At 47.6% G+C, this 12,150-nt stretch carries 12 protein-coding genes, 1 tRNA gene and 2 pseudogenes; 4 read left to right on the top strand and 11 right to left on the bottom strand.

Annotated elements, in window-relative coordinates; genetic code table 11:
- Window positions 1-114: 114 nt before the first annotated feature.
- Window positions 115-714, bottom strand: coding sequence for a hypothetical protein (locus tag B5G16_RS12110; protein WP_143260906.1), 600 nt, complete (start codon window positions 712-714; stop codon window positions 115-117).
- A gap of 193 nt (window positions 715-907) precedes the next feature.
- A pseudogene (locus B5G16_RS12105) lies at window positions 908-2,329 on the bottom strand (YWFCY domain-containing protein); the annotation flags it as partial.
- Between the two features lie 60 nt (window positions 2,330-2,389).
- On the opposite strand from B5G16_RS12105, the gene B5G16_RS12695 reads away from it, so the two are divergent.
- Window positions 2,390-2,716 carry a hypothetical protein gene (locus tag B5G16_RS12695; protein WP_143260905.1) on the top strand — a complete coding sequence of 109 codons (327 nt, stop codon included), beginning with the start codon at window positions 2,390-2,392 and terminating at the stop codon, window positions 2,714-2,716.
- Between the two features lie 9 nt (window positions 2,717-2,725).
- Window positions 2,726-2,998 carry an HU family DNA-binding protein gene (locus tag B5G16_RS12095; RefSeq protein ID WP_087264251.1) on the top strand — a complete coding sequence of 91 codons (273 nt, stop codon included), beginning with the start codon at window positions 2,726-2,728 and terminating at the stop codon, window positions 2,996-2,998.
- Window positions 2,999-3,069: 71 nt separating this feature from the next.
- Here B5G16_RS12095 and B5G16_RS12090 read toward each other — a convergent pair whose 3' ends face one another.
- The 5 genes from B5G16_RS12090 to B5G16_RS12070 form a co-directional block, all read right to left on the bottom strand.
- A complete protein-coding gene (locus B5G16_RS12090) occupies window positions 3,070-3,717 on the bottom strand; it encodes a nucleotidyl transferase AbiEii/AbiGii toxin family protein (RefSeq protein ID WP_087264249.1) in 648 nt (215 codons plus the stop codon).
- Entirely contained in the window at window positions 3,714-4,040 is a 327-nt protein-coding gene (locus B5G16_RS12085; RefSeq protein WP_087264245.1) for a hypothetical protein, read from the bottom strand. The genes B5G16_RS12090 and B5G16_RS12085 overlap by 4 nt, the downstream gene beginning before the upstream one ends.
- Before the next feature lie 157 nt (window positions 4,041-4,197).
- Window positions 4,198-5,307 carry a conjugal transfer protein MobB gene (gene mobB / locus B5G16_RS12080; RefSeq protein WP_087264243.1) on the bottom strand — a complete coding sequence of 370 codons (1,110 nt, stop codon included), beginning with the start codon at window positions 5,305-5,307 and terminating at the stop codon, window positions 4,198-4,200.
- On the bottom strand, window positions 5,297-5,725 hold the full coding sequence (gene mobA / locus B5G16_RS12075) for a conjugal transfer protein MobA (protein ID WP_087264241.1): 429 nt from the start codon (window positions 5,723-5,725) through the stop codon (window positions 5,297-5,299). The genes mobB and mobA overlap by 11 nt, the downstream gene beginning before the upstream one ends.
- A gap of 400 nt (window positions 5,726-6,125) precedes the next feature.
- Window positions 6,126-7,109: a Fic family protein gene (locus B5G16_RS12070; protein ID WP_087264239.1), complete on the bottom strand. Its 984-nt coding sequence runs from the start codon at window positions 7,107-7,109 to the stop codon at window positions 6,126-6,128.
- A gap of 1,391 nt (window positions 7,110-8,500) precedes the next feature.
- Between B5G16_RS12070 and B5G16_RS12055 the strand changes: the two are divergent.
- Window positions 8,501-9,199: pseudogene (locus tag B5G16_RS12055) on the top strand (ParA family protein); the annotation flags it as partial.
- On the opposite strand, the gene B5G16_RS12690 reads toward B5G16_RS12055, so the two are convergent.
- Window positions 9,191-9,490 (bottom strand): hypothetical protein, encoded by a 300-nt coding sequence (locus B5G16_RS12690; RefSeq protein WP_143260904.1) that lies wholly within the window; start codon window positions 9,488-9,490, stop codon window positions 9,191-9,193. The pseudogene B5G16_RS12055 and the gene B5G16_RS12690 sit on opposite strands and share 9 nt — an antisense overlap.
- Here B5G16_RS12690 and B5G16_RS12755 point away from each other — a divergent pair.
- Entirely contained in the window at window positions 9,489-9,755 is a 267-nt protein-coding gene (locus tag B5G16_RS12755) for a hypothetical protein (RefSeq protein ID WP_162612073.1), read from the top strand. The two genes, B5G16_RS12690 and B5G16_RS12755, sit on opposite strands and share 2 nt — an antisense overlap.
- A gap of 156 nt (window positions 9,756-9,911) precedes the next feature.
- Here the strand turns inward: B5G16_RS12755 and B5G16_RS12045 are convergent, their stop codons facing one another.
- The 3 genes from B5G16_RS12045 to B5G16_RS12035 all read right to left on the bottom strand — a co-directional run bounded on the left by B5G16_RS12045 (window position 9,912) and on the right by B5G16_RS12035 (window position 12,020).
- The gene (locus tag B5G16_RS12045) at window positions 9,912-10,280 is read right to left on the bottom strand and encodes a protein-tyrosine kinase (RefSeq protein WP_143260903.1); all 369 of its coding nucleotides are present in this window, start codon (window positions 10,278-10,280) and stop codon (window positions 9,912-9,914) included.
- 154 nt (window positions 10,281-10,434) lie between these two features.
- Entirely contained in the window at window positions 10,435-11,676 is a 1,242-nt protein-coding gene (locus tag B5G16_RS12040) for a site-specific integrase (RefSeq protein WP_087264229.1), read from the bottom strand.
- Between the two features lie 268 nt (window positions 11,677-11,944).
- Window positions 11,945-12,020 (bottom strand) — tRNA-Lys (locus B5G16_RS12035).
- Window positions 12,021-12,150: the final 130 nt, after the last annotated feature.

Below are 12,150 nucleotides of genomic sequence, written 5' to 3'. Positions count from 1 at the left end.
ATCCCAAGCCATTTTTGGCGCATCCGTATTTTTCGTATATCTTCTTTCATGCCACGAAGATACAGATTAAGATTTGTCTACGAAAAGAAAAATTGTAGCGTATCTATTGATACTTTACAGTGCCTGGAAGAGATATTCCATCTTTGCGCTTGGCAGTGCGGTCACATAGCTGAGCATCGAATACGGCAGGACACAGACAAGCACAATCGCCTTGACTGCCTCTCCTGTGTCTTTGTCTACTATCCATAGGTTGTCGCCTGCAAAGTCGAACTGCATCTCGCGGCCGGGCTCGTACACGTTATGGTACCTGTAGTCGTGATTCTTCTCATATTCCTGGATGATCGCCTTGAACTGGGTGTAACCGTATGGATTGTCTGTGCTCTTCTGGTATTCCTCATACAGAACGTCATAGGTCATGTGCTTGCGCGTCATGTCCTTGGCATAGCCCTCAACCCTCTCCTGCATGAAGGCATACCTGTCGACGTCCCTGCCGCGATGCCCGTCGCCTTTCAGCATGATTGCCTGAAGTTCCGCATCGTTCAAGGCAAGGAGCTCCACCATACTCCTGCCGGATCCTTCCGCACGGTCCCGGTAGTTCCTCAAAGATGTGCGGCTGAGTTTCAGCTTGCGCTCCATCTCCCGTAGTGATGTCCCGCGGGAAAACTCGCGGATAATTACTCTGATGTCTGTCATTGTCGCTTTTACATTTGCCATAGCCCTGTGGTATTACCTTTACCACAAAGTTACCTCGTCAAACCGTTTGCGACCATCCCGAAGAATATGCCCCGACCATGCCGGCACTGGTTAACGGGGCGGTACATTTCAAAGTGATACAGACGGTACATTTCATTCTGATATGCCCGGTACATTTGAAAGTGATATGAGCGGGTACATTTAAAGTGCTGCAATCATCCAACCCTTTGAAGTAGATGGTCGGCAACTCGTCGATGATGACACTCGATTTGAGCTGTCCCTTCTTGTTGATGAGTTTGACGATGCGCGAATTGTACAACCCGAGAGCTGCGCCGTAGATATTCTGTCGGTCGGGGTTGTTGCCCACGACGAGAATCTTCGGCTCCTCGGGATTGTTGATGTCGAGTGAGAATTCATCCCCCGACATGACCCAGTAGAGTTGTGGGGAGATCATGCGCGAGAGCGGAATCTTGGCCGAAGCGATCTGTCCCTGGAGCTGATCCTGGGCCCCTCCGAGCCATGCGTCCATGAATGGTGAGAGGTAATTTTCCAGATCCGGATAACTCGTAAGAATCGGGAAGATGTCCTCATAGCGTTTGTTCAGAAACTCGATGGCATGAGGAAACGTACAATACTGTCCCTTGTCGTAGGTACGCAGGAACCAGATTATGGCAGCGAAGAGTATGATCGGTGATTCGACGAAGAAGTCGCCCTGTTTCTGTACCCACGTCTTGTTCAGATTCAACATGATCGTGTAGGCCGACTCATAGGCATCGGAGATGTCGGTCATGAACTTCGGAGCGATGGGATTACAGCGATGCGATCGTCGGGGATCGTCGAAATTGATGACGTAGAAGGTCGGCAGGACTTTATAGCCCTTTTGATGGTTTAGCAGGTGGTTGTAGGCGATTTCCGAAAGGTCCGGGAACTTGAAATCGTAGATGTACATCGAGTATCCCTTTTCGATCTGCTGTTTGATGAATTGATTGACTACGGCATAGGATTTTCCCGAACCGGGAGTTCCCAGGACTATTGTTGCCCGAAACGGGTTTACGACATTGATCCACCCCGGATTCCATTTCTTCTTGTAATAGAACCGTGTAGGCAGATTTACCGAGTAATCGTTGTTCAACAGACGGGTCTCCTGCATGAAGGATTCGTTTTCATTGTTGAAGACATCATCCATGAGATGGTTTTTCATCAGGCGCGAGATCCATACGCCACTCATAAGCAATGATATATATCCCAACGATAAGGTCAGAATATACAGGATTCCAGCAGCCGGCGACTTGAAATTGAGCAGCCACCAGTTCAGGAAGAAGAGTATGAACCCGCAGCCGAGCTGGATGCCGATTTTCTTCCACGTTACGAAACTGTCTTTGATACCTTTGGTTCCGATGCACGATAGTGCCAGGAACAGCACGGCGAAGATCTTGGTGTAAAGCAGGGATTTGAATAAACCCGATGTCCGATTGAAGTTCAGGAGGATCCGGTCAACTACGCCAATGTCGATTCCCCATGATTGAATCAATGCGTAGCAAAACCAGTAGATGTGGATCAGTACGAATAGAATGCTGATAGCCCGCATGAAATCCATGACTTTGGCCAGGGCCCGTAAATCGTCTTCCTGTTGCATAGTTTCCGAGTTTTGGTTCGGGAACGAATTTACGGTAGGTCAGGGCAATATGTTCCGTGGTTGCTGGCCGTGGCAGTTGTTGGCGTCGATGTGGCAGTGGTTGGCGTTGCTGGATGGTTGGAGGATCCATTTTTTTCACTATTTTTACGCCTTGGTATGGCAACACTTGTAATTGAAGATTCTCACCCTGAAAAGATTCTGCAACACGCTGTTCTTGCAGATCCTTCGGCTTTTTATGTCGGAGAAGATAAACACGCTGTAACTGGAGGGCGATTGACAGTTAATGTTATTGATGGTAGGGTAGTAATCAGTAGCAACAAGCTGGATGCTTCTGAGTTGAAGCAACTCTTTTCTGATTTTTTAATCAAGAATGAAGAAACAAAATAACATACGATTATGACTAAGTCTGATATTGTAAGGCAGATTGCGGAGAAAACAGGTGTTGAGAAAGGGACTGTCTCCGCTATTGTAGAGAATTTTATGGAGCAGGTTCGTTCATCCATGATTCGCGGAGAGAACATTTATCTGCGAGGATTCGGTACCTTCTTACTCAAACAGAGAGCCGAGAAGGTAGCACGTAACATATCTAAAAATACGACGATTGTTATTCCTGCTCACATGGTTCCGGTTTTTAAGCCATCTCCGGAGTTTGCCTCAAAGGTAAAATAAAACAGTCTGGTTGATACGAGCAAGGCCTCGAATTTGTTTTCGAGGCCTTGTTTATGAAGGTTTGCTTTGTCCTACACCTTTGGTAACAGCAAATTTTTGATGTAGGTTTCTATCTCCTGAGCGCTGATAGAATATAGAGGTTCCAGTTGTGCAAAATTCTGATCTTCCCCGAAGCGGTGGTGATCGGTCAGCATGGCAAGAATATGCTTACTTTTAAGCGTATGGTTTGAATATTCTCCGGCAGCCCTGACAAATTTCATCACATCCGGCTGCTGCTGGAAAATACAATATAAATCATAATAGTCCCGGAACTTGCTGCGGCGAAGCATTACCTCCATTTTCATTGCGGCGATGGCTTCCATATCCGCCAGAACAATATGGTTCAGAAACGGGACTGTGTGATTGACCGGAGATTTGCTTTCCCGGGCATAAAAGGAGAATTTCACCCCCGCGACGATGAATTCGACATGGTTGTGATCGAGAATGTCCATGGATTGAATCTCCGCAACGGTTTCCAGTTCTTTGCGTATTTGCGGCCAGTCTACATCCATACGCTCACCCTTGTGTGTCTGCCAACGCATGAAATCCAGATCTTCACTCAAGCGGTGCCCGAGCTGAATGGCAAGGGCCGTACCTCCGACCAGAGTCCAGCCTTTCAGACAATCGAGCCGGGAAACAGGTTCGATGATTTGTTGCGTATGTTTTGCAATTCCTTTCATGCCGTGAATTTGGACAAATGACGGGTTTGCATCGATTTCAGATAACGGTCAGGGTACCGGATGCTGAAATAATACCAGGCAAAGAACCGATTCAAAGAGTAGTAATAATCGCCTTGTATGACCATCGTTTCCAACCATACCTTCTTGATTTTCCGCATGGGAAACAGCTCGAAAAGCAGGTCGATGTCGTCGATATCCAGTCGGATGAGAGTCTCTTCGATCAGTTGGCGATCCGTAATTGAGTGGCGGACAGACGCCCGGTCATAGGACCAAAACGCGCCGGCCTTCATCAAACGATCTACTAATTGATTCCGAATCTCCATATTGCAAAGTTAGCAATTTTTTTGTGAAAGAACGGATTGATGAAGCGAATTGTTGTTCCGAAATTCGGATGGATTCATTGGTGCCGAGCCTCTTTCATCCCACTATGCGACCGACTGGAAGGAACTGCTCACAATCAAATTATGACGATGTCTCAATTTATCGTTTTTTGAGTTTGATATTCGCATCATTCTTGACCTGGCGGTTGGTTTCTTGTGCCTCCTTTGCGGTGTTGAACCGTTCGTTGAAGGCGTTTGCCGAATACTCTTTCCCGAGTCGGGAACCATTGAACACACAGCGATTCTCGTGATCGATGAATGTGACACCGGTGATTCTGTTTTGGGCATTTCGGCGCAGGAATAAATCGATGTGATGGGTTTTCAGATGCTCGCGCAATGCCTCTTCGGATGGCGCCTCAATCAGCGCTTCCTGCACATGATGCAGTGTCATTTTATGAAGGTTGGCGTTTTTGATCTTTTCCTCGGATCCGGCCAGAATTTTCTCGATCTTCTTCAATGAGGCGTCGTCTCCCAGACGGGATGCTTTCAGTGGCGACACGGGGGCTTTTTCCCCATTCTCATCCAGCACGGTATATATCAAACCGTGGTATGGTCTTCCTGCACGTGATCCTTGCAGTTCTTCTACACCGATACGATACAGGGCGAGTAGCGCTCTCAATTCACCCATGGTCTGAAACCGATACATGGCGAGTGCCGGTTTAACCACGGCGGCGATCTGATTCTTCAGGTCGCCTCTGTGGTAATCTACGGGGTTGAGTTGCCATAGAGTAACTTGTTTTTGTTTTTTCGCCGGATGAAGGTGGTATTTCTTCTCCAACTCCTCGGTCACGGCAACGCTTCGTCTGTTGCGATGGCTGTCATTGATCTTGCGCCCGGTTATATCGACCTGTGTTGTAACAATATGGATGTGGACCCTCTCGATGTCGGTGTGTTTATAGATGATATGGGGTTGGTTTCCCCAACCCATTCCGTCCAGGTATTCTTCGGCCATCGTGATCAGTAGTTCGTCGTCAATCTCATCCTTGGGGTCCGGATTCAGGGAGATATGAACTATCGGCTTTTCAGTCCTGATGCATTCTGGCATCGAGTTGTGAAACTCTTCGGCCATCTTCGAGACATTGTATTTCCCGTCAGGATCTTCAAATATCAGTCTTGTCGACAATACGGAAGCCTTTCCCTTGTTGACTTTCAACTGATTGTAATTCAGAATGCCATACGCATTCTTTCCGGTAGTTATGTTAGCTATCATTTTGTCTTAATTTTTGAACTATGGCAAAAATCTTCTCACTGACAGCAATCAAATTGCGTGTTTCATTCTCCAGTTTATAGAGCATTGCGAGTGCTTTTTTCTGCGAGAAATGGATGTACAGCATCTTTACAACCTGATTGTAATTGACTCCGATTTTACGGTATAGAGCATGGTGGGAGGATAGAATGGTTGCAATCTCAGTCACGCCTCGATCCATTTGGATGACGCGAAATGCTTTGTCAAAGACCTGTCCTTTGATGAAACGAGCCATTGAATGCATACCGGATTTCTCGAACATGGTCAGAAAACGGGCGTATTCTTCGTCCGTAAATCGGACCATGACGCATTTCTTTGCCGGATCGGCTTTGCGAGGCCTGCCCGGTTTCCTTTGTTTGTCGGGAGTAATAAGGTCTTCCATAGCATTCAATTTTGCATGGAGGAGACGAAGCTCCTCTGTGTTAAATGTGGACCGATATCCAGCAGACGACAATGCTATTATTTTGTCCTTCTGACTGTCCGGAGGGAGAGGATCCGATCTCGGTCTGTTTCACAAGGCAAAGTTACCGAGAGGAATCATTGGTTGTATAAGGGTACGCGACGCCAACCACTGCCACACCGACGCCAACCACTGCCACACCGACGCCAACCACTGCCACGGACAGAATATAGCAGGTAGCTGGGGCTGGAATATTCATGGATTGAGTGTTAAAGACAACTCCGAGAGGCTAAGTTTCCTTTGTCCTATCTGGCCGCAAAATAATTTTGCCGAGCATGGTCTTCGCGCAAGAAAAGACCGGAGTATGTTTTCGGGGTGGCTGTTATTTGCAGATGATCCATTCGCCAGAACGCGCGGGGCCGACATGACGAATCACACCCGCACGAGTCAGACGTTGCAAATGGTATTTGACACCATCGGGTGTAATACCTACCAATTTGGCCAGAGCGGCACGTGAAATTCTCGGGTTTCGACCAATCTCATTCAGGATCTGTTTCCGGGTAGAATCTGAAGTGGTTTTTGGGGTAGTTCTGGACGTAGTTTTCAGGGTAGTATTTTGGGTAGTATTTTGGGTAGTCAATGTTTCTGCAATTACCCCCAAAATAAACTCGATAAATGGAGTGCAACCCTCTTTTCCTCCGCTGACAGCAATTGCCTGATAATATGCCTGCTGGTATTTGTAGACAATATTTTCAATCGGCAGGTTCTTGAAAATCGGGCGCCACCGCGATAAAATCAATGTTTGCCAGAGGCGCCCCGTGCGTCCGTTTCCGTCTGCAAAGGGGTGAATGAATTCAAATTCGTAATGAAAGATGCAACTGGCTATCAAAGGGTGCTCTTCAGTCGTCTGCAACCACATGAAGAGATCCTGCATCAAGAAGGGTACCCGCTCCGCATCAGGAGCATAGTGAATTACTTGTTCTCCTGATACCACGCCGGCTCCACTGCGACGAAACTGTCCGGCATCGTCAATCAATCCCGCTTCCATCGTTGCGTGAGCCCGCAACAGGTCTTCCATACAATAGGGGTCCAGTTCATCGAGCAGTTCATATGCCTGGATGGCATTACGGACCTCCTGCACCTCGTTCAACGGTGCGACAATCGGCTTTCCTTCCAGTACTGCCGTAACCTGCTCTGCCGAAAGTGTATTGCCCTCGATAGCCAGCGTTCCGAGAATGGTCTGGATGCGGTTTACCCGATGCAGCCGCAGATTCTCATGGGCATAATAGCCTCCGATAGCCTCGCTGATTTGTGCAACGAGATGAGTAATTCGTGGAGTAATGGTATAGGGCGGCAGGTACGACATGGTTCAACTCTTATTGGGCAAAGATAGTAAAAAAAGGGGGCGTAGTAGCAATCCTGTATGAGGTTTTTTAATACGCTGTTTACATTGCGTATGTTCCCTATCTGCACTGTCTTATAGCAGCGATAAGCACGTGAAATCTCATCTTTGCAGCAACAGAGTTGTGGCGTTACATATTTTATTATGGCATTTTGCGGTCGCATTTCTTGCGAGAAAATGGGTTTTAACTTCCGTCAAAGCATGGTAATACTTGACCGAATTTCTATGGAATTGAGCGTATAAAGAGATCATCTGGATGGCTAATTCCATCGTTTTAGGTTGCTTTTGTGCAAGAAGAGAGGGGCGTGTCAAGGTCTCGATTTGTGATGGAACAAACCATTGAATGTTCGTCATATCTCGTGATTACAGTCAGAAAACCAGTGTATTTTTCATCCGAGAATCCAAACATAATATCCCCTCATTTGTCGGAGCAGCCTTTGAAAGTCTGCTCTTTTTTGTCCGTAGGACGTAATTATGCCTTCCAAGGCTTCCATTTTGAACGAAGGGTGTCGGAAACCCTTCGGCGGTTAAAATCCGGTCTCGGTACATGGGGTGCCCTGTAAAAAGCGACGACTTCGGAGGAGCTTTCCCCCCCCCTTGCGGGCAAGCTGTTTTCGTTACCGAGAATATTTCGCGTAACTGAAAACACAGCTTGCTGAGTCCCGAACATTTTTTATGTTCTGGGGACTCAAAAACGGGTCGAATATCACGCCCCGTTTCCCTCTGCTCGTCGGCCAGCACAAAGAGGCGATCATCGGGTCCCGACAGAGTCTCACGGGACAAGGTTTAATCGCTTATCATGGTCGAACGCGACGCCAACCACTGCCACACCGACGCCAACCACTGCCATATCCGAAAGAACCCGAGTAAATCGGGTGAAATGCCCCTTTCTTTGTTCCCGGCAACAAACCAGTATTGATTCGATTCAACAAGTCTGCCATTAAATTTTTCAACATGTAATTCGATCAACATCGATGTGAAAATTTGAAGGTACACAGTTCTGTTGTTTTGCTGACACACTGTTTTGCTGTTTTGCAGGTACACTGTTTTGCTGTTTTACGGACACATTGTTTTACTGTTTTGCAGGTACACTGTTTTGCTGTTTTACGGACACATTGTTTTACTGTTTTACCGACACACTGTTTTCAATATGGATTTACAACACCGAATTAGAGATGAAACATGGCATTAGTTCAATCTATCAGCCGTTCGCTAAGGATAGATTGAAATTCAGAATTGCTCTAACGAGCATGAATATCTATGAATCAATGATTTATATATGAACTCTTAAATCTGAAAAGAGTATGGCAAAAGACCCCATTTATCTGGCCTTCTCCACATAGAAGGGAGAAGCCGTGAAAACGGCGCTTACCGTACTTGTCGCGTCGTATCTGCACTAAGTGAGAGGTTACAAAGTTGCAGTTCTGGACTGTGACTATCCCCAGCATTCGATCGTGGAGATGCGACGCCGGGATCTGAAGCAAATTAAGGATGACGAGTATTATCGAGGCCTTGCCTATGCGCAGTTCACGCGTATCAACAAGAAGGCCTATCCGGTCATCGAGAGCAGTACGGAAAGATCCATTGAGGATGCAGAACGAATTACGTCGCAGGCCGCTTTTGACATTGTGTTTTTCGACTTGCCCGGGACGGTCAATAATCCATCGGTAATCCGTGCGCTGTCCAACATGGACTACATCTTCGCGCCGATCAGCGCGGATCGAGTGGTCCTGGAAAGCACTTTGAGGTACATGACTGTCGTCAACGATGTGATCTGCAAGACGGGTGTCACGAACATCAAGGACACTTACCAGGTTTGGAACATGGTCGACGGTCGCGAAAAGACCGCGTTGTATGAGATCTATGAGCAGGTCATTGGGGCTTTGGGGCTGAAAGTTCTCAAGACGTTTATCCCCGACAGCCTTCGCTTCCACAAGGAGCTTCCGGCATCGGGCCGGTCCTTGTCCCGTTCAACGCTGTTTCCCGCAGAATGGAGCGTGCTTAGGGGAAGTAACACTGAGCAGCTCACACAAGAAATACTCACTTTAATAAGCAAGGGCGGCGACCTCCATTGCGTCCATCTGTTCGTGGTTCACGTCGTCATAATAGAGGCCTATTCCGTACTTCTTGGATAAGGGTTCGAGGATGTCCGTGCGGCGGATTTCCTTCGTGTCGAGGTTGACAAGGTGGTAGAGGTATCCGTTAGCCGTGTGCTCGACCTGGAAGATGACATAGCGATCCTGCAACATATAAGGGCCAAAGCCGATAACGATCTGATTCTCTTGGGCAACTTGGATTTCGGTGTCGGTGGTCGTACCTCCGAACAGGGAATAATACTTTGACATGGTGTTGTGTGTTAAGATGTTAGCAGATGAGCATGAAGAGGAAGGAAAAGAGGCCGATCAGCACGACGAAGGAGAGCAGGCAGGAGAAGATACCTCGCAGGAGGTTAGAGCAGAAGAGAAGGACCAAAACGACCCAAAGAAAGCCACTTCCGAAGAGGTGGAAGCCGAGGACTGTCGCCCCGAGTTGAGCCGCCGCCCGCGCCCCCGAACCGATGCTGAGTGGAAGGTTGTCGTGAAGGAGGAGAAGGTTATAGGAAAAGGATAACGAAAAATGCGAACGCAGGTAGGGGTGATTATTCTTTAATCACTGCGGAATGCACCCTCAGCATTCCGACTTGTAATTTAACTTGAGGTATATGTATAAATCATAAGAGCAACACCAACAAGGTGCTGCTCTTATGATAAATGTCCTTATGGGGAATTAACTTACCGGACAAAGTTCATCCGATTCGATCTGCATGACGACCATTTTGTGTTGCGGCCGATAAAGCAGCCATTCCCGGAAAGCTTCGGATTCCATGGTGCGCACCCGGAACGACAGGGCGGCAATCATCTCCAGACTGTAGAGATCGCCGCGTCCGGTAATTTGATGCGTGCGGTATTCATTCATCCGTTTATCTTTGTAGATTGCCCGGATATTGCTTCTGATGGCTGCGGGGAAAACCCCGAAGAGCCGGGCAATCTCCGTTTCGGTCATCCAGACGGTTCCATCCTGTGAGCATGTAACTGTGACGTGGTTGTTTTCCGCATCGATGATGATTGATCCGAATTCTATTTCGCGCGCATTCATATTATTCGTATTTGGTTGGTATATATTTTATTATGAAATTTATATCAAGTAAATATTTATTTTGATTACTTGCTATACAAATATTAAATTAATATGTAATATAATCAATATATTCTATTTTTAATCAATGTGATACAATGAGAATTACGATGTCTTATATTACGCTTGCTCTGCGACGCTTCCGAATGCCTGCATGGTCAAGTTTTTGGGCCAGTAAATCCATGTCCTTGCTGACTTTTCGGTCTGTGATCCTGGCGTAGATCTGCGTGGTGCGGATATTCGTATGACCGAGAATCTTTGAAACGGTTTCGATGGGCACGTCGTTGGCCAGCAGCACCGAGGTTGCGCAGCTGTGCCTTGCCATATGGAAGGTCAGTTTCTTGTTTATCCCGCACATGGCGGCAATCTCCTTCAGATAGTCGTTTACCCGCTGGTTGCTGATTACGGGCAGCAGTTTTCCGTCGGGGAGCTTACCCTTGTACTTTTTCAGGATGGCAATCGGAATATCCAGCAGACGGATCGATGCCGTTACCTTGGTCTTGTGCCGTTTGCGGATGATCCAGAGGTTGCCGTCGAAGCCGGTGCTGATGTCGTCGGGCTGCAGCTCGCAGACGTCGATATAGGAGAGTGCCGTGAAGCAACTGAAGATAAACAGGTCGCGGACCTGTTCAAGCCGCCGGGAGGGGAACGTGTGGCGGTAGATGGCCATGATCTCCTCCATGGTCAGGTACCCGCGGTCGGTTCGTTCGAACTTGACCTTGAAGTTTCCGAAGGGATCAACGAAGAGCATACCCGTATTCTTGGCGAAATTGACCACGGTGCGGAGCCGCTGCACGAATTTCATGGCCGTGTTGTGGTTGCAGCCGTGGACATTTTCGTTGAAGAGCAGGAAATTCTCGACGAACAGGACGTTGATATCCTTCAGCGGCATGTCCGACACGGAATACTTGTATTTGATAAACTCTTCGAGCCGGCGCCTGGTCAGCTCGTAGCGCCAGTAGGTTTTATTGGTCGGATCCATCTTCACCTTCTGCAGATACTGCTCGTTGTGCTGTGCAAAGAATTCGAGAATGGTGCGCGTTTTTTCGGTTTTTCCCAGGTAGGCGTCTCTGACTCGCTCGGCCGTAACATAGCCGTCCGTTTCGAGTAACGAGTGGTATTGCTTCTGGACAGCCATCCGGATGTCGTCCAGTAACGAATTGATTTGCAGTGCTTCATGGCCTCTTCCTGTAGCTTTTCCCCGGGGTACATCCCATTGATCGGGGTCAATTTCCAGCTGTGTGTAGAACTGAGTCTTGGCCTGATCGACGGTAATACGAGCAATAATCGGCGCTTTCCCGGTCTTTTTGACTGCGTTTCTCTTTACGAAAAAGAGTACTTTGAATGTGTTTCTCATAATCCCATTTTTAGAATTACAAAGTTAAATTAAGTAGTTGTAAATGAGATTTGTGCGGCACAGACAAAAAGCGACAAAAAGGAGCCGATTTGCGACTTCTGGTGACCTAAAATCGGTAAACAAAAAAAGGTCACGATTTGGACACTGGAATTTGTCGGAAATTGGCTTTTCGGTGTCCGAAAATGGCTGAATCCAGAAATGAAAAAACCTCGCAAGACACTGATCTTGCGAGGTTTGGCGGAATTCTGTCCGGATTTGTCCGGATAGGTGGTGAACCCGCTGGGGCTCGAACCCAGGACCCCAACATTAAAAGTGTTGTGCTCTACCTGCTGAGCTACGGATTCTCCCGTGCCAAAGGAAGCATGCTTCCGTTTTGGTGGTGCAAATGTACGGATTTATTTTTAATTTCCAATATTCCGGCGACAAAATTTCTGCAAATATTGCTTTTCGGGGTGCCTGCTGCTCCGCCCTCCC

Source organism: Alistipes sp. An66, assembly GCF_002161445.1.
In the GTDB taxonomy this organism is placed as follows: domain Bacteria; phylum Bacteroidota; class Bacteroidia; order Bacteroidales; family Rikenellaceae; genus Alistipes; species Alistipes cottocaccae.
Note: the sequence above shows the minus strand (reverse complement) of the source record. Positions and strands in the feature narration are given on the sequence as shown.